General features: G+C 36.0%; 20 protein-coding genes. 8 read left to right on the top strand and 12 right to left on the bottom strand.

Annotation, left to right across the window (positions count from 1 at the left end):
- Positions 1–29: 29 nt before the first annotated feature.
- Positions 30–2,606, bottom strand: coding sequence for a translocation and assembly module lipoprotein TamL (tamL, locus tag NOV28_RS04020; RefSeq protein ID WP_255927814.1), 2,577 nt, complete (start codon positions 2,604–2,606; stop codon positions 30–32).
- On the opposite strand from tamL, the gene NOV28_RS04015 reads away from it, so the two are divergent.
- Positions 2,592–3,320, top strand: a complete 729-nt coding sequence (locus tag NOV28_RS04015) for an RNA methyltransferase (protein WP_255927812.1) — start codon at positions 2,592–2,594, stop codon at positions 3,318–3,320. The genes tamL and NOV28_RS04015 overlap by 15 nt on opposite strands.
- A gap of 27 nt (positions 3,321–3,347) precedes the next feature.
- Here the strand turns inward: NOV28_RS04015 and NOV28_RS04010 are convergent, their stop codons facing one another.
- The 5 genes from NOV28_RS04010 to porQ all read right to left on the bottom strand — a co-directional run bounded on the left by NOV28_RS04010 (position 3,348) and on the right by porQ (position 6,470).
- On the bottom strand, positions 3,348–3,845 hold the full coding sequence (locus tag NOV28_RS04010; protein ID WP_255927810.1) for a phosphoribosyl-ATP pyrophosphatase: 498 nt from the start codon (positions 3,843–3,845) through the stop codon (positions 3,348–3,350).
- A 3-nt stretch (positions 3,846–3,848) separates the two neighbouring features.
- Complete coding sequence (locus tag NOV28_RS04005) at positions 3,849–4,157, bottom strand: phage holin family protein (RefSeq protein ID WP_255927808.1); 309 nt, start codon at positions 4,155–4,157, stop codon at positions 3,849–3,851.
- 75 nt (positions 4,158–4,232) lie between these two features.
- A complete protein-coding gene (locus NOV28_RS04000) occupies positions 4,233–4,616 on the bottom strand; it encodes a YtxH domain-containing protein (RefSeq protein WP_255927806.1) in 384 nt (127 codons plus the stop codon).
- 113 nt (positions 4,617–4,729) lie between these two features.
- Positions 4,730–5,398: a (d)CMP kinase gene (gene cmk, locus NOV28_RS03995; protein ID WP_255927804.1), complete on the bottom strand. Its 669-nt coding sequence runs from the start codon at positions 5,396–5,398 to the stop codon at positions 4,730–4,732.
- Between the two features lie 73 nt (positions 5,399–5,471).
- Positions 5,472–6,470 (bottom strand): type IX secretion system protein PorQ, encoded by a 999-nt coding sequence (gene porQ, locus NOV28_RS03990; RefSeq protein ID WP_255927802.1) that lies wholly within the window; start codon positions 6,468–6,470, stop codon positions 5,472–5,474.
- A gap of 131 nt (positions 6,471–6,601) precedes the next feature.
- Between porQ and pyrH the strand changes: the two genes are divergently transcribed.
- The gene (gene pyrH, locus NOV28_RS03985; RefSeq protein WP_255927800.1) at positions 6,602–7,321 is read left to right on the top strand and encodes a UMP kinase; all 720 of its coding nucleotides are present in this window, start codon (positions 6,602–6,604) and stop codon (positions 7,319–7,321) included.
- 104 nt (positions 7,322–7,425) lie between these two features.
- The gene (frr, locus tag NOV28_RS03980; RefSeq protein ID WP_255927798.1) at positions 7,426–7,980 is read left to right on the top strand and encodes a ribosome recycling factor; all 555 of its coding nucleotides are present in this window, start codon (positions 7,426–7,428) and stop codon (positions 7,978–7,980) included.
- A 57-nt stretch (positions 7,981–8,037) separates the two neighbouring features.
- Here frr and NOV28_RS03975 read toward each other — a convergent pair whose 3' ends face one another.
- The gene (locus tag NOV28_RS03975; protein ID WP_255927796.1) at positions 8,038–8,694 is read right to left on the bottom strand and encodes an NAD(P)H-binding protein; all 657 of its coding nucleotides are present in this window, start codon (positions 8,692–8,694) and stop codon (positions 8,038–8,040) included.
- Between the two features lie 103 nt (positions 8,695–8,797).
- Here NOV28_RS03975 and NOV28_RS03970 point away from each other — a divergent pair, with 103 nt between their 5' ends.
- The gene (locus NOV28_RS03970) at positions 8,798–9,151 is read left to right on the top strand and encodes an MmcQ/YjbR family DNA-binding protein (RefSeq protein ID WP_255927794.1); all 354 of its coding nucleotides are present in this window, start codon (positions 8,798–8,800) and stop codon (positions 9,149–9,151) included.
- On the opposite strand, the gene NOV28_RS03965 is transcribed toward NOV28_RS03970, so the two are convergent.
- On the bottom strand, positions 9,148–10,068 hold the full coding sequence (locus NOV28_RS03965) for a bifunctional riboflavin kinase/FAD synthetase (RefSeq protein ID WP_255927792.1): 921 nt from the start codon (positions 10,066–10,068) through the stop codon (positions 9,148–9,150). The two genes, NOV28_RS03970 and NOV28_RS03965, sit on opposite strands and share 4 nt — an antisense overlap.
- 100 nt (positions 10,069–10,168) lie before the next feature.
- Between NOV28_RS03965 and atpD the strand changes: the two genes are divergently transcribed.
- Entirely contained in the window at positions 10,169–11,680 is a 1,512-nt protein-coding gene (gene atpD / locus NOV28_RS03960) for a F0F1 ATP synthase subunit beta (protein ID WP_255927790.1), read from the top strand.
- A 79-nt stretch (positions 11,681–11,759) separates the two neighbouring features.
- Positions 11,760–12,041, top strand: coding sequence for a FoF1 ATP synthase subunit delta/epsilon (locus tag NOV28_RS03955; protein WP_255927788.1), 282 nt, complete (start codon positions 11,760–11,762; stop codon positions 12,039–12,041).
- Positions 12,042–12,094: 53 nt separating this feature from the next.
- On the opposite strand, the gene NOV28_RS03950 is transcribed toward NOV28_RS03955, so the two are convergent.
- From NOV28_RS03950 to NOV28_RS03935, 4 genes are all read right to left on the bottom strand, one after another.
- On the bottom strand, positions 12,095–14,275 hold the full coding sequence (locus NOV28_RS03950) for a B12-binding domain-containing radical SAM protein (protein WP_255927786.1): 2,181 nt from the start codon (positions 14,273–14,275) through the stop codon (positions 12,095–12,097).
- 91 nt (positions 14,276–14,366) lie between these two features.
- Entirely contained in the window at positions 14,367–14,777 is a 411-nt protein-coding gene (gene rnk, locus NOV28_RS03945) for a nucleoside diphosphate kinase regulator (RefSeq protein ID WP_255927784.1), read from the bottom strand.
- 86 nt (positions 14,778–14,863) lie between these two features.
- Positions 14,864–16,138, bottom strand: a complete 1,275-nt coding sequence (locus tag NOV28_RS03940; protein ID WP_255927782.1) for an aminotransferase class I/II-fold pyridoxal phosphate-dependent enzyme — start codon at positions 16,136–16,138, stop codon at positions 14,864–14,866.
- Between the two features lie 113 nt (positions 16,139–16,251).
- Entirely contained in the window at positions 16,252–17,289 is a 1,038-nt protein-coding gene (locus NOV28_RS03935; RefSeq protein WP_255927780.1) for a PLP-dependent cysteine synthase family protein, read from the bottom strand.
- A 223-nt stretch (positions 17,290–17,512) separates the two neighbouring features.
- Here NOV28_RS03935 and NOV28_RS03930 point away from each other — a divergent pair, with 223 nt between their 5' ends.
- Positions 17,513–20,998 carry a glycosyltransferase family 117 protein gene (locus NOV28_RS03930; protein WP_255927778.1) on the top strand — a complete coding sequence of 1,162 codons (3,486 nt, stop codon included), beginning with the start codon at positions 17,513–17,515 and terminating at the stop codon, positions 20,996–20,998.
- Position 20,999: 1 nt separating this feature from the next.
- Complete coding sequence (locus NOV28_RS03925; RefSeq protein ID WP_255927776.1) at positions 21,000–21,524, top strand: DUF1697 domain-containing protein; 525 nt, start codon at positions 21,000–21,002, stop codon at positions 21,522–21,524.
- Positions 21,525–21,575: the final 51 nt, after the last annotated feature.

Raw genomic sequence — 21,575 nt, 5'->3', positions numbered from 1 at the left:
TCAACATGCTGTGAGACGGTTTTTTATCATTAAAAAGGATAACCAAAGGCAAAATTGAGAACCGGTTTCAAAGGTTGCCATTTTTGAATGACCCATCGATCACCAATAGGTTTATTGGGATCATATACTTTATAAGCAGCATCCAAACGAAGGGTGATGTAGGCCACATTTATCCTTAAACCGATACCAGTTCCAACTCCCATTTGAGAGAGGAATTTATTGAATTTAAATTCGTCACCAAAGCCATTGTCTTTCAAACTCCAAATGTTTCCGGCATCGACAAAAGCAGCGCCTTCAAACATTTTGGTAAACGGCATTCGGTACTCGATATTGGTGGTGAGTTTTAAATTATCCATAATATAAGAGCGAACTTTTTCGTCCAATTGCGAATCTGCAGGTCCTAAACCGCCGTAAACTCTCCACGCCCGAATATCATTGGATCCACCATTGAAATAAGATCTCACGAACGGCATTGTAGAAGAATTTCCATAAGGAATTCCGATTCCGATGAATTGGCGTAGCGCCAAAGTATGTTTGTCATTGAAAAAACTAAAATATTTTCTTACATCAAAATCGAATTTCACAAATTGAGAATAAGGGATATCGAAAATTTTCTTTGAAGTTCCGGAGACAACTCCTGTTTGCTTTTCTGACGCGTTGAAGATGCTGAAAATATTTCCGGCTGACTCAAATTTTGCATTGAAATAAAAAGGATTCGGACGGTCTTTTTTTCCGATTTCGTTATAAATAAAATTATAAATTAATGATGAAATCAAAACATCCTGAGTTTGGCGATCTTTATTAATCAATGACTGTAGGAAAGTGGAATATTTGTTTTGCTGTTCAGGATTTAAGCTTTGTTGGAAACTGGCATCTTGGTTGATGGTAGCAGAAACATCATCGAAGCTAATTTCGCCATTATTCAACTGGGTTTGTAATTCAGGATGCGACTGGAAATAAATTTGATGAACATCATTTACTGCCAAACGATCGTTCGGAAAGAAATCGTAGTAACGGTCCTTGTTTCGAGTTAAACTCAGCTGACTGTTGAAAAGTGTCAATCGATGCGAAACGATATCATTTACATTGGCAAAATAATTTAAACCAGCATTAAAACCAATTCTTCCCAATCCAATATTGTCTTGAACCGAAGTTCCCAAAACGATAGACGAAGTAGGAGAGTAGCGTTTGGGAATCACCTTCCAGGATTGGAATGGCAGCAGAAGTCTAGGGAAATTTAACGAAGCTTGTGCAGAGATTTCGTATGCTAAACTTCGCTTGGTATCATCTTTTGTATTGACAACCGATCCGAAAATTCCGGAAATACTTGTGGTAAGGTTTTCTGCGCCGCCAAAAATATTTCTCGTCGTAAGATCAACCGATGGAGAGACTCCAAAGTTGAGAATTTGAGAATAATTGATGTCAGTAGCTACTTTGAAATCGTATTTCGCAAGTGGAGCAAGGTAATAACTCACATCCAAAATACTGTCGTTATCTTTGCGAAGGGTTTCGTTATACTTCAAAATATTGAAATTGTTCATCGAAGCAAAGTTTCTTTTCGTAAGATCGAGATTTCGCTGCTGATAAACATCGCCTTTTTTCAAAATAATTGGTCGCCAAAGTGACATTGTTTTATACTGATCGTCGAGTTTGTAGAAATTAATTCCTAAAAGCGAATCCTTCGCAGTTTCTAAAGTATCGGATAATTTTTCGATATAATGAACTTTGATATCACCAATCGTGGTAATTCGATACGGTGTGTCCAAGGAATCGCTATGGATGTCCATGGTAAGCGGAACCTGTTTTCTGCTTTGCAAAGTGTCTGCGGTGAAATAAATTTCTTCGTTGGTCGAGTTGAATTTATAATAACCACGGTCTTTCATCAGATCGCTTAATCTTTTCACCTCTTTTTCCAGAACACTTTGGTCCAGAATTTCTTTTCCTTTCACCAAACTTTTAGATAAATCTTCTTCGTAGATACTTTTGATCGCCGGATCGGGAATGTTGTAGTAATAATCGCTGATATAAGTAGGATCTTTATGAGTGATTAAATAATTTACCTGAGCTTTTTTTGAAGCTGAATCTAAATCGTGACTGAATTTTACATCTGCATCCCAATATCCTTTAAATACAAAGAATTTTCGGATTGAGTTGGCGCTAGTTTCAGTTTTTCCCTGATCTAAAATTACCGGTGGCTGACCAATATTATGCATAAATCTTTCATAAAAAAGACCTTTTCCTACATATTCAGGATGATTGTATTTGATGAAAAGCGAATCCCGCAAATTCTGATTTCTCATCTCCGACGGATAAGTCATATATTCATTCAAGATTGAATCGTATTTCGGATTCGTAGTATTATACATCCATAGTCCGACAGGGAAAAGAAAAAGCTGTTTTTTATTGGGTTTTTGGCTTACATAATTGGGAACTTCATCTTCATGAATTTTACCGTCTTCAAATCGGAAAGTATTTTTGGTAAGTAAAAATTCGCCATCAGGGACTTTTTTTGTGGTGCTGCAGGCATAGAGAAATCCTATGGTAATTGCAGAAGCGAAAAATAAGTAATACTTTTGAAAATATTTTGATATATGCTTACGGCTCATAAAATAAAAATTTTACAGTCTTTAGACAAAAAGAAGTTCAGACAAAAATACAATTTGTTTTTGGTTGAAGGTAATAAAACCATCAAAGAAATTCCCCTTTCTCGCTACAAAATCAGTGAAATATTCTCTGTGAATCCCAGCGAATTGGGCATTAAAGAAATTAGCACTACAGAAATTACGCCAAATGAACTTAAAAAAATAAGTTTTTTGCAGCATCCGAAAGATTCCGTGGCGGTTTGTGAGCTTCTCGAGCCTGTTTTTTCTCAAGATGTTCCTGTGCAATTGATTTTAGATGGAATTCAGGATCCCGGGAATTTGGGAACCATCATTCGGCTTGCCGATTGGTTCGGAATTGAGCAGATCATTTGTAGCGAAGACACGGTGGATTTTTATAATCCGAAAGTGATTCAAGCAAGTATGGGATCTTTTCTCCGCGTCAATATCAATTATCAAAATATTGAAAATTACCTTCAAAATTCCGGCGCTGCAATTATCGGAACCGATATGGATGGTGAAAATTTTTATCAGTTTGATTTCCCTGAAAAGTTTAATTTAATTTTCGGAAATGAAGGAAACGGAATCCGTCCGAATATTGAACAACTTTTAACTCATAAAATAACGATTCCAAGATTTGGAAAATCGAAATCTACGGAAAGTTTGAATGTTTCGATGGCAGCGGGAATTATTCTGGGACAAATTTTTTCTGAAAAATAAAAAAAACCGCTTTATTGCGGTTTGAGTTTATATCAATTGCTCCAAACTTGAGGCGGTTTTATTTCTTTGGTAATTTTCCAGTTTTTGTCGGATAAATCTTAAGGCGATAGGAGCTAAATAAATAAGCGCCAAACCAATTATTTTTTTCTTCCAACTGCTGTTGTAGAGGCTTTTTTTTGCATAATTTCCGACAAAAGAAACGGCTCCAATTTTCAAAGCGTTTTCTACCAAACTCATTCCTGCATCGCTTTTGGCAAAACCATATACAGAATTACGGTTGAGCACTTTATCTTTCACGCTGTTCGAGAATTCTTTTACAATTTCGTTGGTGTTGATCGCAATTGTTTTCTCGCCATCGGGTTTGGTTTCTTCTTTTAGAAATTTGTCAGTAAAACCGTTGGTGAATGCGCTTAAACTTTCCTTGGCATTGTCGAAAGTAATCAGATCCTCTATCTCAGCTACTTCTTGTTTCAGAAGTGCTTTTTTTCTACGGAGTTCTTCCAGGCTGCTGTATTTCGATCCCATAATTTAGTCGTTTAATGATTTAATAATCTTATTGGCGATGGTATTTTTAATATTTTTTCTCGTGAAGATTACAATAAGAAGAAGCAGAAGGTAAAATCCCGACATGATGAGTAATCCGTATGCGTAGTTTCCTAGATAGGATCCTATAAGTAATCCAAGACCAATATTGAGTAATACAATAAAGAAAAAACCTGCGATAGCGGCCATTATCAGAAAGGTAAGGGTTCCTGCGGTTACAGAAGATTTCTCTGCGGCTTCCATTTTCAGGAGGTCTAATCTTTTTGATGCATATTCTTTTACAAGGTCGAGCATAATATTTTTTTTAAAGTTACAAAAAAAGGAACTTAAGAGAAAGTTCCTTTTTATTTTATTGAATAAAACGGAAACTTAAGATTTCAATCCGTCTAATTCGTTTTCTACATCTTTTACAACTTCTGTTGTTTTTGCGATTGCTTGATCTTTGTATTTATCATATCCTTCTTTTACAGAAGATACTACTTTTTCAGCAGTTTCTTTTACTTGAGAAGAAATGGTACCATACTGATCTTTTACTTTTCCAGATACTTCCTGAAATTGTTCTTTTGCTTTTTCAGATACCTTTCCGTACTGATCGGCAGCCTGATCTTTTAGGTCGTTGGCTTTGGTTTTAATTTTTTTTCTGGTTTCTTTACCTTCTTCTGGAGCGTAAAGCATTCCTAAAACTACTCCAGCTGCAGCACCTGCAAGTAAACCCGCTAAAACTCCTGCTGCATTATTTCCTTTTTTAGACATTTTGATAATTTTTAATAGTTAATAAATTTTGTAATGTGTTTTTTTTCAACTCTCTCTAAAGTTGCAATTTACATACCAAAGAAAATTATGTCAGTCTTAAATTTTTGTTAAATTTAAGAAATGAAGGAAAGGATATAATCAATTGTTTCCTCTTTGGTCATTTTGGAGTTATCTACCAAGATTGCATCGTCTGCTTTTTTTAAAGGAGCGACTGCTCTTTCACTGTCAATTTTATCACGGGAAATCAGGTTTTCTCTTACTTCGGTTTCGCTGTTTTCAATTCCTAAACTTTGCAATTCCAGAAAACGTCTTTTCGTACGTTCATCAATACTTGCGGTAAGAAAAAATTTGTAATCAGCATCGGGTAGAACTACGGTTCCGATATCTCTTCCATCCATGATTACGCCACCTTTTTGGGCAATCGAACGTTGGGTTTCCATCAAATAATCGCGCACCTCTTTTTGGCAGGCAATTAGACTTACATTTCCAGAAACTTCGTTGGTTCGGATTTCTTTAGAAATATCGTTTCCATTGAGAAACAGAATTAGTTCTTCATCAATTTTCTTGAATTCGAGATGAATGTCATTCAATTTTTTGAAGAGTTTTTCTAGATCAATTTTTCCGTTTTCGTCGGAGCATTCGTTGATTGCGAAGAAGGTAACGCCTCTGTAAAGCGCGCCGGTATCCATGTGAATCAGCCCGAGTTTTTTGGCGATGACTTTGGAGATTGAACTTTTTCCGGTAGATGAATAGCCATCAATGGCGATTACGGGTTTTCTCATACCGCAAATTTCATCAATTTTTTTGAATTTGAGAAATGATTAAAAAGGAAAAAAAATAATTTTGAATTGTATTTTAACGACGGTTTCCGCCAACTTCGATTAAATCTAAAGTCAATCCAAACATATTCACATTAGAAGAATTATGATACCTCACATGAGAATAGTCGAAACGGAAAGAAGAAATTTTAATTCCAAAACCTGCAGAAAGTCCTGCAAAACTTCTTTGATCCAGTACAGCGAGCTCGTTTCCGCGTTTTATATTGTAACCAAATCGAATGTTAAATGCTTGCTGAGGAAAAAGTTCTGCACCGAGTGAAAGATGATCAGCAAATTTTCTTGTCCAGTTGATTTCCTGACCATTGTTGTTATAATCTTGTGAAATATTTAGTTTTTGCAGATCGTGTGCGGTAATAGTAAATGCCAAAGGGAATTCCTCTAAAATTTTGGTATAGCCCAAATCTACTCGGAAAGCTACATTTTCCCGCATTCCATTGTAGGTTTTAAATTGATAACCAAAATTTCTGAAAACTAAGGCCAAAGTTTCATTCGTCTTGTTATTATGATAGGTAATTCCGGCATTCCCGACAACGGCCATCGAAGTGTAATTGTCGATTTTGGAACTTACGAAATTGGCGCTTCCTCCAACGGTCCAGTTTTCTTCAAACTGATAAGCATATCCAACCCCGACAGATGCGTCCATCGCTCCAAATTCACCATCAATAACTCCACTTTCATCGGTTCTCGGCATCCTTCCATAATCAATGTATTTTGCACTCAATGAAATCAAATGTCCTTCTTGCAAATCTTTTACATAGCTAATCGTTCCGTATTTTGAATCAGCGAGATAAGAAGCGTAATTTAGAGAAATCATTTTGTCTTGTTCCAGATTCATCAAACCAGGATTCGCTGCCACAAAACTCACATCATAATCCCGAATAGATACCGCATCACCTCCCAACGCAGCTTGTCGTGCGGAAACTGGAGTGTTGAGAAAAGCGTACACATTGCTACCTTCTTGAGCCAAGAAAACGGTTGAAATAAGGAGTGCTGAAACGGCAGTTAGTTTTTTCAAATCTGTATTTATGTTTGCAAAAATAATTTTTTTAATTTTTTTCAAAATATTTCTCAGTAAATATAAATCTATTAACGGAATTATTTGCGTTTCCTTATATTTGCAAAGCAAAAAAAGTAACATACGTAAAAATGAAATACAAACGAATTCTTCTCAAACTTAGTGGCGAAGCTCTAATGGGAAACCGACAGTACGGAATTGATAATGACCGACTGAAAGAATATGCCGCAGAAATAAAAAAAGTAGTTGACAAAGGTTGCCAAGTTGCAATCGTAATCGGTGGTGGAAATATCTTCCGTGGTTTAGCCGGTGCTGCAAAAGGAATGGACAGAGTTCAGGGTGATTATATGGGAATGTTGGCAACCGTTATCAACGGGATGGCGTTGCAAGGCGCTTTGGAAGATGCCGGAATTTTTACAAGATTACAATCTGCCATCGAAATGGACAAAGTGGCAGAACCTTTCATCAAAAGAAAAGCAACAAGACATTTGGAGAAAGGCAGAGTGGTCATTTTCGGAGCAGGAACAGGAAATCCATATTTCACAACCGATACCGCAGCTACTTTGAGAGCCATCGAAATTGGTGCAGATGTCATTTTAAAAGGAACAAGAGTGGATGGAATTTACGATTCTGATCCAGAAAAAAATGATGACGCTGTGAAATTTAATTCCCTTACTTTTGATGAAGTTTACGAGAAAGGATTGAAAGTAATGGATATGACTGCATTTACCTTAAGTCATGAAAATAATTTACCCATTATCGTTTTTGATATGAACAAAGAAGGCAACTTGCTGAAAATTGTTGAAGGCGAAAACATTGGTACTTTGGTGAATGTTAATAAAGAAAAATAAATCCCCGATTTTCGCGTTGGGATCATTAAATTAAAATTAAAAAGTTTATTCACAACCAATTTTATAGAGGTGAATAATATTTTCAACCCCAGAATTAAAAATTTATGGAAGAATTAGAACTTATTGTGGACGTGGTGAAGCAGGAAATGAATGCAGCAATTAAGCATTTGGATCATGCTTTTCAGAAAATCAGAGCCGGAAGAGCTTCTACAGCGATGGTTCAGGATGTGATGGTAGAATATTATGGCGCTCCGACGCCTCTTAACCAAGTTGCTAACGTGATGGTTCCGGATGCGATGACGATTTCTATCCAACCTTGGGACAGAACTGCAATTGGCGCTATTGAAAAAGCGATTATCAATTCAAATCTTGGTTTTGCTCCGATGAATAATGGTGAAAACATTATTCTTAATGTTCCGCCTTTAACTGAAGAAAGAAGACGCGAATTAGCGAAAACTGCAAAAACTGAAGCAGAAGCAACCAAAGTAACTGTAAGAAATGCCCGACAAGACGGAATGAAAGAACTGAAAAAACAAGATGGCGTTTCAGAAGATTTGATCAAAGGTATTGAAGCGAGAATTCAGGATCTTACCGATCAATACGTGAAAGCTTGCGACGATCATTTGAAAGTGAAAGAAGCAGAAATCATGAAAGTATAACTTTGAAAATGATTTTTAAAGATAAAAGCCCTGAATTTTCGGGGCTTTTTTTGTTTTTTAACCATTGGTTTTTTCTGCAAAACCGAAAATACTTCCGAGTTTTATTTTGGAATAACCATAAGATTTTATTTTAGAAGAATTGATCATTGCCTGCGCTAAAATATCGGTTGGTAAAGGTTTTTGCTGAGTTAAAATTCCAAATTTATTAGCGAATTTAATGATTTTTCCACCCAAAACTTCACCGGTTCTTTCGGTATCTTTTCGATCGAGCATTCCGGGTTGAAAAATCGTAATTTTATTGAAATGAAGAGATTTTATGCTTTGTTCCAATTCGCCTTTCATCCGCGAATAAAAAATTTTCGATTTCGGGCTGGCTCCATAAGATGAAACCAAAATATAATCTTCCACCTCGTTTTCCTTAGCTACTTTCGCAAAATTGTATTGATAATCATAATCCACTTTTCGCTGAGCTTCCTTGCTTCCGGCTGCTTTCAACGTGGTTCCGAGGCATGAAAAAGCCACGTCGCCTTTTACCAAATCTCGCCATTTCTCAGGATTTTCAAAATCGACAACATGGGTTTTTAGTTTCGGATGTTCAAAGCTCATCGGTTTTCGCACGAAGACATTTACTTCTTCATAATCTTTATCATTCAATAATTTATAAACCAAATCTTTTCCTGTAGCGCCGGTTGCGCCGATTACGAGTGCTTTCATTTTTTATTGAATTAATAATTGAGGAATATTTTTTCTTCTTTAAAATTACTAAATTTGTTTGAAATAGTTGTTTTAAAAATCGTATTTATCTTCAATTAAAATTATGGATGCCAACGAAATACTGGATTATTGCCTCGCAAAGAAAGCGGTTGAAGAAACTTTTCCCTTTGATAAAGAAACTTTGGTGCTGAAAGTTGGTGGTAAAATGTTTCTGCTCATGTCGCTGGAAAAACAGCCATTAAGTATTGCGGTAAAAACCGATCCGGAGTGGAGCGAAGAACTCCGTGAAAAATATCCGCAGATTGCCGGAGCTTATCACATGAATAAAACCCACTGGAATTCGGTGTTGTGTGAAGGATTAAAGCCTAATTTAATTAAAGAAATGATCGATCATTCCTATGATTTAATTTTAAATTCTTTGACCAAAAAGAAAAGAGAAGAGGTTTTGAATGCTTAGAAATCGAAATTTTCGGTCAATTTTTTATCTTCATCCAATCTTTCGATTAGTTTTTCTAGAGATTCAAATTTAATTTCATCGTGGAGGAAATCTCTAAAATTTACCGAAATTTCTTCACCATAAATATCTCCATTAAAATCTAAAATATAAACTTCTGTGGAAAGCGAATTTCCGTTTACTGTCGGATTGGTTCCGATGCTCAGCATTCCTTTGTAATGTTGGTTTTTCACAAAAACATCAACAATATAAGCCCCTTTTTTTGGTAAAAGTTTCGCCGGATCAGTCGCAATATTTGCAGTAGGATAACCAATTGTTCTCCCTATTTTTTTTCCATGAACAACTTTTCCCGAAATGGAATAAATGTAACCTAACATTTCGTTGGCTTCTTTCACATTTCCTTCTATAAGGGCATTTCTGATCTGTGTAGAACTGATGTGTTTGTCATGAAAATCGACTGCTTCAACTTGTTCCACTTCGAAATCGTATTCGGAAGACATTTTTTGCAACAAAGCGAAATCGCCGCTTCGGTTTTTCCCAAAAGTATGGTCGTGACCGATAATTAAATGCTTTACATTCAGTTTTTCAACCAAAATTTGCTTTACAAACTCTTCGCCGGTCAAATTCCGGAATTCTTCATCAAATTCTTTTAAAAATAAATTTTGAACTCCTTTTTTCTCCAGAAGATAAATTTTTTCTTCGATGGTATTTAAGAATTTTAAATCTTCATTCGGATTGAAAACCGTTCTAGGATGCGGCCAAAAGGTAAGAATTGCCGACTCCAGATTTTTTTTTAGAGCAATAGCATTTAGTTTTTTAATAATGGATTGATGCCCGATATGCACGCCGTCAAAAATACCAATTGATAATGCAAGAGGCATTTTAGAAGAATATTGCGATAAATTTTCAGTGATTTTCAAGAGGAAAAATTTGTTTTGCAAATATGATAAAAATCTTCTTTTTAAGCAATTGCAGATTTGGGAACTTTCATTATATTTGCACTCAAGAAAAAAATTAGCAATGGCAAACCAAATTAAAGGAAAAATTTCTCAAATTATCGGTCCGGTAATCGACGTAGTTTTCACAGATGCTGCAGAGCTTCCGAAGATTTACGACGCACTGGAAATCACTAAAGTTGATGGTAACAAGGTAATTCTTGAAGTAGAACAACATATTGGCGAAGATTCCGTAAGATGTATCGCAATGGATGCAACTGATGGACTTCATAGAGGTCAGGAAGTAATTTCCCAAGGCAGACAAATTACTATGCCAACTGGAGAAGGTGTTTACGGAAGACTTTTTAATGTAGTAGGTGATGCGATTGATGGAATCCAAGAAGTTTCTAAAGAAACCGGTGGTTTACCAATTCACAGAGAAGCACCAAAATTTGATCAACTTTCTACTTCTGCAGAAGTACTTTTTACAGGTATTAAAGTAATCGACCTTGTAGAACCTTATGCAAAAGGGGGTAAAATTGGTTTGTTCGGTGGAGCAGGTGTAGGTAAAACAGTATTGATCCAGGAATTGATTAACAATATTGCAAAAGGACACGGTGGACTTTCTGTATTTGCCGGTGTAGGTGAAAGAACCAGAGAAGGAAACGACCTTTTGAGAGAGATGCTAGAATCTGGCATTATTAAATATGGTGATGAATTCATGCACTCTATGGAAAATGGAGGTTGGGATTTATCCAAAGTTGATATGGAAGAAATGAAAGACTCTAAATGTACTTTCGTTTTCGGACAGATGAACGAGCCACCTGGAGCAAGAGCTAGAGTTGCGCTTTCAGGTTTAACAATTGCGGAATATTTCCGTGACGGTGACGGACAAGGGCAAGGAAGAGACGTTTTGTTCTTCGTTGATAACATTTTCCGTTTTACTCAGGCAGGTTCCGAGGTATCTGCACTTCTTGGACGTATGCCTTCTGCGGTAGGTTACCAACCAACTTTGGCATCTGAAATGGGTGCGATGCAGGAAAGAATTACCTCTACTAAAAATGGTTCAATTACTTCAGTTCAGGCGATCTACGTACCTGCGGATGACCTTACGGATCCGGCTCCAGCTACAACCTTTGCTCACTTGGATGCAACTACTGTATTGGACAGAAAAATTGCTTCATTAGGTATTTATCCAGCGGTTGATCCTTTGGCTTCAACTTCTAGAATCCTTACTCCTGAAATTTTAGGTGATGAGCATTACGACTGTGCACAAAGAGTAAAAGAAATTCTTCAGAAATACAAAGCCTTACAAGATATCATCGCGATTCTAGGTATGGAAGAACTTTCAGAAGAAGATAAACTTTCTGTTTACCGTGCAAGAAAAGTACAGCGTTTCCTTTCTCAGCCATTCCACGTTGCAGAGCAATTTACCGGTTTGAAAGGTGCATTGGTTGATATTAAAGATACCATCAAAGGATTCAACATGATTATTGATGGAGAATTGGATCACTTGCCAGAAGCTGCTTTCAACCTTAAAGGTACCATTGAAGAAGCAATCGAAGCTGGACAGAAAATGCTTGCTGAAAACGCATAATTAGACACAAGACATCAGAAAACAGACATTAGACTTTTGTCTGAAATCTGAAATCTGAAATCTTTAAATCTAAATAGAAATGAATATAAAAATTTTAACCCCGGAATTTGTAGTTTTTGAAGGCGAAGTAAAATCTGTTTTGCTTCCCGGAAAAAATGGCGATTTCCATATCATGAAAGATCACGCCGCAATCGTAGCATCATTAATCGGTGGTAAAGTAAGAGTTTTTACTAACCAGATCGATGAGAAATACGAAAAACATTTCACTAAAGAAAACGAAAAAGAAAGCGTATTTTCTTTCCCTGTGAAAAGTGGCGTTATTGAATTTAATAATAACAAAGGAATTATTCTCGCTGAATAATTATTTTGAATCATAAAAAAAATCCCGTCTTTTAATTAAGATGGGATTTTTTTTTATAAAATTAAGATGATTCCGTTTTCCTTAAGTTGCATCATCGGTTTCGAGAACCAAAACAATTCGAAATCTTCCATTGTTTTTTCATAATCCTCTTTTAATTGTTGCAAAGTGATCAATTTGGAATTCTGAATCGAATTTTCCTTTAAAATTTTCGTCAACCAAGATGCTTTCTCCTCTTCCAAAATGATGGAAAGTAAATTGGTTTTCAAATGAAAAGTAAGTTTTGTATTCTGATAGGAAATATTTTTTTTAGTTTTAATGACCGTTTCCGAAATGAAATGATTGATTGGAAAGACCAGTTTTGAATTTCCATTAAACTTGAAATTTTCGTCATCCAAAAGGCAATCATGAATATAATTCGGATCTACAGTTGTTTTTGGAATTTTAAAATCAAACCAATCCTGCAACGGAATTTCAAAATTAATTCCGTGAAGGTAATTGAAAAGTGATTTTTTTAGTCCAAAACTGAATTTAGAATGATCAATATTTGTTTTGTCGGTGAATTCAATATCATTATTGGCAAAACTGATTTCCTTAATCACGGGTGTTACGCCAAATTCTTCGGGTTTCAAACCGATAGGCGAATGAGCAGTCATCGCAAACTGATGCCAGAAACCACTTTGCAAGATTCCCATTTCAAACATTTGTCTTACCATTTCCAATGAATCAATGGTCTCCTGTTCGGTTTGAGTCGGATAGCCATACATCAAATACGCATGAACCATTATTCCAGCTTCGGTAAAATTCTTGGTTACTTGGGCAACTTGCGCTACCGAAACTCCTTTTTTGATGAGTTTAAGCAAACGATCAGAAGCGACTTCCAAACCTCCGGAAACAGCTACACAACCTGAAAGTTTCAGCAAATAACATAAATCTGCCGTGAAACTTTTCTCGAATCGAATGTTGGTCCACCAAGTTACGACCAAATTTCTTCGCAATATTTCCAAGGCGACTTCACGCATCAACGCAGGAGGAGCAGCTTCATCTACAAAATGAAATCCAGTTTCGCCGGTGGTAGCGATTAATTCTTCGATTCGATCTACAAGAATTTTCGCCGAAATCGGTTCGTAAATTTTAATATAATCTAAAGAAATATCGCAAAAAGTACATTTTCCCCAATAGCAACCGTGCGCCATGGTGAGTTTGTTCCATCTTCCGTCGCTCCACAAACTGTGCATTGGATTGGCGATTTCGATTACCGAAATATATCGATGGAGTGGAAGATCGGCATAATCTGGAGTCCCGATTTCCGATTGGCGATAATCGTTTCTGGAAGAATTATTTTTATAAACAACTTGTCCATTTTCCAACAAAAAAGTTCTTTTAAATTCCGGATTTTCAGATTTTAAGTTTTCAAAAATCAATTCTACCGGTAATTCGCCATCATCCAAACTGATGAAATCAATAAACTCAAAAACTCGAGGATCATTAAGTTCTCTTAATTCCGTATTTGGAAAACCGCCGCCCATTGCGACTTTGGTGTCTTTATAATTATTTTTAATAAATTCTGCACATCGAAAAGCGGAATATAAATTTCCGGGAAAAGGAACCGAAAAGCAAACCAGTTTCGGTTGAATAATGTCCATTCTTTCTTGAAGAATTTTTAAGGTAATTTCATCAATAAAAGTGGGCGGTCCGATGAGTTGCTCATAAATTTCATCGAAAGAATTGGCGCTTCTTCCTAATCTTTCTGCGTAACGACTGAAACCAAAATTTTCATCAATATTTTCAACAATAAAATCGGATAAATCTTCTAAATAAAGCGTTGCGAGATGTTTGGCTTTGTCTTGTAAACCCATGTTTCCAAATGCATATTCCATATCATCGAGCTGCTGAAAACGTGAAGCTTCAGGCAGAAAATTATGGCTGCAAATCTGTCTAGCCAAAGTCGGATTATTGCCTTGTAGAAAAAGAATTACCTGATCAATTGTTTTGATGTATTGATCTTTTAAAGCAAAAATTCTTTGGGAATTGGGCGAAATATTTTTAGGTAAATTCTGATTAAAAACAAGTTGCAAACCTTCTGCAGAAAATAATTCCAGAATAACATCAATGCCCAAATCGATTTGAAAATTGGAAATTTGTTTCGTATTGAGAAATCCCTTCAAGTAAGCCGTCGCCGGATAAGGCGTGTTGAGTTGCGTAAAAGGAGGGGTGATGAGGAGCAGGTCTTTCACAAGATTATTTTTGCAAATTTATTTTAAATATTCGGATTTATTGGAACAAAAAAACTGATTGAAATGATCAACCAGTTTTTTAATAGATGTCTTACAAGTCGAAATCTCCGGCAGCTTCGGGTTGATAAATGATTTCATCGATGATAATTTTGGTCAATCCAGAAGGAACGATCCAATCGATTTCATCTTTCACTCGATATCCGATTAGTGCTGATGCAACCGGCGAGAAAATAGATATTTTTTTCGCTTTTATATCGGCTTGGTCAGGGTAAACAATTTTGAATTCGGTGACGGTTTTGTTATTTTCAAAATGAATTTTTACCACAGAATTCATGGTAACAACATCTGCCGGAATTTCTTCGGATTCCACAATTTTTGCAGCGTGTAGTTCATTGAGCAATTTTTCGGCATCTTCTTTTTTGATGCTGTTTTTCTGTTTTGCATCGCTGATGGATTTATGAATACGGGTAAAATCTTGTTTGGTAATTAATATTTGTTTCATGATAAGATATTTTTTGTGATGGTATAAAAAAACCGCCTGAATTTTTCAAGCGGTTTATATTATTATATAAATTTTTTTGAATAATTCTATGATTCTTTAAAGGACAAACCTTTTTCTTCCAATAATTTTTGTTCCTGCTCTTTGTAGATACCGGAAGTTAATTTATCGTGAATTGCTTCGAATGCCTCTAATGTTTCGTTAATTTCAGCATCGGTGTGAGATGCAGTTGGGATCAATCTCAAAAGGATCATTCCCTTCGGAATTACCGGATAAATTACCACTGAAGTGAAGATTCCGTAGTTTTCTCTTAAATCTTTTACAAGTAGAGTAGCTTCAACAGTTGAGCCTTGCATCATTACAGGAGTTACGCAAGTATTGGTATTTCCTAAATTGAATCCTCTTTCTTTCAGTCCGTTTTGTAATTTATTTACATTTTCCCAAAGTTTTGCTTTGATTTCAGGTCTTGAACGTAGCAAATCCAATCTTTTCAAACCTCCGATTACCATTGGCATTGTTAAAGATTTAGCAAAAACTTGTGAACGAAGATTGTATTTTAGAATTCCGATAATATCTTTATCTCCCGCGATAAATGCACCAAAACCAGCCATTGATTTAGCGAAAGTTGAGAAATAGACATCGATTTGATCTTGACAACCTTGTTCTTCACCAGCACCAGCACCAGTTGCGCCTAAAGTTCCGAAACCGTGTGCATCATCCACCAAAAGTCGAAAGTTGAATTTAGATTTCAATTCGCATATTTCCTTGATTTTACCTTGCATTCCACGCATTCCGAAAACGCCTTCAGTAACAACTAAGATTCCTCCGCCTTGTTCTTCGGCTACTTTGGTTGCACGTTCAAGATTTTTTTCTAAACTTGCGATATCATTATGTTTAAAGGTAAAACTTTTACCCATGTGAAGACGTACACCATCCACGATACAAGCGTGTGAATCGGCATCATATACGATAACATCATGGCGAGAAACCAATGCATCAATGGTAGAAACCATTCCTTGATAACCAAAGTTTAAAAGATAAGCTGATTCTTTACCAACAAATTCTGCAAGCTCTTTTTCTAGTTGCTGATGTTGTTCAGTTTCTCCGGACATTGCTCTAGCTCCCATTGGATAGAACATACCAAACTCAGCAGCTGCTTTAGCATCTGCTTCTAAAACTTCGGGGTGGTTACAAAGTCCCAAATAGTCATTAGCACTCCAGAAAACAACTTCTCTTCCCTGAAATCTCATTCTTGGGCCGATTGGTCCTTCTAATTTTGGAAAAACGAAATATCCTTCTGCATATTCAGCAAACTGGCCAAGAGGTCCAGGGTTTTGTCGTAATCGATCAAAAATATCTGTCATTATGTATTTATTTTAATAAAAAATTAAGTATTGAACAAAGTTAACAAAATTTGATATGAAAAACCTTTTTGTACGATACAAAAAGGTTTTCTATTGTTTTTTTTATTTATGAATTACTTGATGATTTCTGTTTTGAAAACTTCATCGTAATTATGAACGCAATTATTGATGAATCCTTGTTCTTCCATCCATTTATCACTGTAAACTTTGGTGATGTATCTGGAACCATGATCTGGGAAGATTGCAACTACCACATCATCTTTGGAGAACTCATGAGAATTGGCATATTGTATAAGTCCTTGAGTAACTGCTCCGGTGGTATAACCTCCCATAATGGCTTCTTTCAAAGCGATTTCGCGAGTTCTGTACGCCGACAGTTCATCGTTTACTCTTACGAATTCATCTACTTTATCAAAAAGCAATGCGGTTGGGATTAAATTTTTTCCCATCCCTTCAATTTGGTAAGGGTGAATCTCGTCTTTGTTGATTTTTCCTGTTTCGTGGAAACCTTTCAAAATAGATCCGGAAGCATCAACACCGATTACTTTAATGTTGGGATTCTTTTCTTTTAAGAATTTTGCCGATCCCGATAATGTTCCGCCAGTTCCGGTACACGCAATAAGGTGAGTGATTTTTCCATCGGTTTGTTCCCAAATTTCCGGGCCGGTTGTTTGGTAATGGGCATCAATATTCAACTCGTTGAAATACTGGTTGATATAGATAGAGTTAGGCGTTTCTGAAGCGATTCTTTTCGCTACTTCATAATAAGACCTAGGATCGTCCGCAGGAACATTTGCAGGGCAAATGTATACCGTAGCACCCAAAGCTTTCAGATAAGCGATTTTTTCCTTCTTGGTCTTGTTGCTTACTGCTAAAATACATTTGTAACCTTTGATGATAGATACCATCGCAATTGAAAAACCGGTATTCCCAGAAGTAGTTTCTACAATGGTAGAACCGGGTTTTAGAAGGCCTTTTCTTTCGGCAGCTTCTATAATGTGAATGGCAATTCTGTCTTTGGTAGAGTGACCTGGATTATATGATTCTAGTTTGGCATAAACCGTGGCTGGAATTTCTTTTGTAACAGCATTTAGTTTTACTAAAGGCGTTTTTCCTATTAATCCCAGAATATTATCGTGAACATTAGTCATTTTTCTTCATTTTTCTCTATAAATCCGTCTGCAAAAATACTAAAAATAAAATAATAGAATAAATAATCTTAATAGATCTGTTTTTTTGTATCATAAATTTATACTTATTAACAAAAAAATGTGCCATTTTCAGAACAATAAATGAGGAATATTCATTTAAATTTTGTTAAAATCAACTGTTAATAAATGAAAAACCTTATTTTCGCAAGATTGAATTTTATATATGAAAAATTGGTCTTTTAAACAATGGAATACCCTCACAGGATGGGTGATTTTCGTTATTGCATTTTTTACTTATTTGTCAACGATTGAACCAAATTTCAGTTTTTGGGATTGCGGAGAATATATTTCTTCTGCAGTAAAACTAGAAGTTACTCACGCTCCGGGTGCGGCGCTTTTCCAGTTGATAGGCGCTGTTGCAGCGATGTTTGCCTTTGGTAATGGGGAGTACTATTCGGTGGTAATTAATGCAATGTCTGCGCTTTTTAGTGCATTTACGATTCTTTTTCTCTTCTGGACGATTACTCATTTGGTAAGAAGACTTCTTAATAAAGATTTCGATCAAATTACTACACACCAAGAAATTTCAATTCTTTTTGCAGGTGCTATTGGTGCTTTATGTTTCACTTTTTCAGATACGTTTTGGTTTTCAGCGGTTGAAGGTGAAGTATATTCGATGGCGTCAATGTTTATCGCACTTCTTGTTTGGTTGATTACCAAGTGGGAAAACGAATATCACGATTCCGATAATGAAAGATGGATTATTTTAATATTCTTCGTAACTGGTTTATCCATCGGGGTTCACATGATGGGAATGCTTGCGATTCCGGCAGTTTGTTTAATTTATTATGCCAGAAATTACGAATTTACTTGGAAAAGTTTTCTTTGGGCAAATGTGGTTACGTTGATCATTTTAGCTATCGTTTTTAAAGGAATTTTCCCATTGATTATGACTCTTTTCGGGAAAATGGAAATTTTCGCTGTCAATGGTATCGGTTTGCCTTTCCATTCAGGAACGATTATCGCATTTATCATCTTGATTTCTATGTGTTATTTTGCTTTAAAATATGCTAAAAAATCAAGTAAAAAAATCTATCAAACGATTGCGCTTTCTGTGATTTTCATGATTATTGGTTTCTCTTGTTGGATGGTGATTCCGATTCGTGCAAATGCTAATCCACCAATGAACCTTAATAATCCGGATAACGCAATTGGAATGCTCGATTATTATAATCGTGAACAATATGGTGATTGGCCAACTTCTTATGGTCAAAATTATACCGCTTATTTGGATGCTAATGGAATTCAGAAAAACGAAGACGGAAGTTATAAAACCCAAAAAACCGGCGATGTGTATGAAAAAGATGTCCAAACCGGATCTTACCGAAAAGTAGGCGAGCGTTTTAACTATCTCTACAGCACTGACCATATCAGTTTTATGCCGAGAATGTTCAGCGAAGATAAAGATGTGATGGCGAACTATATTTCAATGTACGGAGCGCCAGATTTCTCATTTAATTATGCAAATGAAGATGTTGCAGATAGCCCTGAAGCTAAAAAGATTTTTGATGATTTGCGCAAAAAATATGAGGAAGGAAGCATCAAAGCAGAAGATTATCTTTCAGTAAAACCTTATAATTTAATTAATGTTCAAAGACCTTCTTTAAGCCAAAATTTAGATTATTTCTTCACTTTCCAAAACGGATATTATTTCGTGAGATACCTGATGTGGAATTTCGTGGGAAGACAAAACGACCTTGAAGGACACATGGAAAACAACCGCGGAAACTGGATTTCCGGAATTCCATTTATCGATAATGCGTTATGGGGAGACCAAAGAAAAATGCCCGCAAAATTCAAAAATGAAAGTACGGTTGCATTTTTCTTTTTACCGTTATTACTTGGTTTAATCGGATTCTTTTTCCAACTCAATAAGGATTTCGGAAGGTTTTATGCGATTTTATCATTGTTTATTTTAACCAGCGTTGGAATTGTTTTTTATACCGGAGTAAAACCTTTCGAAGTTCGTGAAAGAGATTACGCGATGGTAGGATCTTTCTACGCTTTTGCCATCTGGATCGGACTTGGCGCCGCAGCGATTCTTTGGTTTATTCAAGAAAAAATAAAATCGAATGCAGTCAATACCGTTGCAGGAATTGTTCTTTTGGGAATTCCTTTAATGATGGGCTTCCAGAACTATAACGTACACGACAGAAGCGAAAGATATACCGCTTATGATTATGCATATTCTACTTTAAAATCTCTACCGAAAGACGACATTCTCTTTGTTTATGGAGATAATGACACCTATCCAATTTGGGGAATGCAGGAAACTTCCGGATTGCGAGACGACGTGAAAGTAGTAAATTTCACCTTGCTTTCAACACCTTGGAACATCGATCAAGTGAAAAGAAGAACCTATAATTCGATGCCGGTTCCTTCCATATTGAAACATGAAGATTACCGCGACGGAACCAACGATCAGATCTATTTGATGTCTAAAGATGATTGGGAAAATGTTTTCGCAAATCTGAAGGATCAAGGAGCTCCTGATACTGCTTTCGCAGGTTTCAGAAAGTTTCTTACCCAGGATTCAATGACCTTAAAAGAAGCAATGAACTTCATCAAAACAAAATCTGATGACAAAGATCAAATCCTAAAAATGCTTTATGGTGAAGAGAAATACGAGAAATTCAATTTCCTTCCGGTTTCTAAATTTATTTTACCTGTTAATAAAGCTAATGCGGTGAAATCAGGAATTATGAATGTTAACGATGCCGCACAAGCGGTTGATCAAATCATCATCGATTATAAGAGCAATAGCATGTTCAAAAACAATTTGATGATGCTCGATATTCTTGCCAATTTCGATTGGAAAAGACCAATTAATTTCTCCACTGGTGGAATTTATGATCCTGAAAATATTTTCTATTTGGGAGATTATTTGCAATATGATGGTTTCAGTTACCGTTTGGTTCCTATCCATACTCCGGAGCGTGAAGACGGTGAAATGGGTAGAGTAGATGCTAATTCCCTATACAATATTGTTAAAAATTACAAATGGGGAAATTTCAAAGATTTAAACGTTCATTTTGATGAAACTTGTACCCAAAATATTGTAAGTTACAGAAGTTCCGCGAGTCGCGCTGCAGAAGCGCTTGCGCTTTCCGGACAAAAAGCAAAAGCAATTGAAGTTTTAGATTTGGCTTCCAGAGAAATTCCGGTGGCTAAATATGATGATCCACGTTCATTGAGTTCAATAGTTTACGGTTATATCGTTTCCGGACAGGAGCAAAAAGGCTTGAAATTGGCCGAAGAACTCAAGAAAGGAATCTTTACGGAATACGATTATTACAGCAGTCTTTCCGCAGATGAACAACGTTTCGTCGCGAAGCAAATGCGTACCAAACCAATGGAATATTCTTTGGTAATTGCAGCTGTTTCGGATGCTTACAACAAAATCGGTCAAAAAAATAAGGGATACGATTATTTGGTAAAATCCATCGAACCAATTGATAAGCGTTTCAATGATTTTACGAAAAATTTGCAAGCAATGGGCAAAGAAAAAGCGTATAAAGAAGCTGAAAAAGTACAGAAAATTACGCATTTCTACACTTATCTTTTCGATGTGATGAATCCTTATGATTCTACGTTTTCTCAGGAAAAAGAAAGTCAGATTACAAACGCCATCATGAAAGCAACTCAGTAAAATGAAGTTTTGTGCATTTCTTCGTGGCGTTAATGTGAACGGAACTTTCATGAAAATGGTGGATGTTTGCAAAGTTTTTTCCGATGCAGGAATGAAAGAAGTTTCTTCGGTTTTAGCGTCTGGAAACATTTTTTTTTCCTCTGAAAAACTCAGTTCTGAATTGAAAATTATTTTGGAAAAAGCCATGTCGGAATATTTCAATTATGAAGCATTTCTTTTCATTAAAACCGAAAAAGAAGTGAAAGCTATTTTTGAAAATTCTCCGTTTCAGAAATCGGATGATGCTCATATTTACGCTTTTGTCGGAACTGAAAATTCTGAGAAAATTCTTTTGGAAGAATTTAATCGTTCGCAAAAAGCAGAAAATGAAAATGCACAAATTGTTGAAAATATTTTCTACTGGCAAGTTTCAAAAGGCAATACCTTAGATTCTGCTTTCGGTAAAATTTTAGGAAAAAAATCGTTGAAAGATCAAATTACTTCCCGAAATTTGAATACCATTGAAAAAATAGTGAAGAAATTTTAATTCTACAAAGATCAATAGGAGCGGGCTTTAGCCCGCCTTTTTTATTAAACT

Origin of the sequence: Kaistella montana (assembly GCF_024436175.1) — a bacterium.
Lineage (GTDB): Bacteria > Bacteroidota > Bacteroidia > Flavobacteriales > Weeksellaceae > Kaistella > Kaistella montana.
The sequence above is the reverse complement of the archived record's forward strand: the minus strand, read 5'-3'. Positions and strand labels throughout refer to the sequence as shown.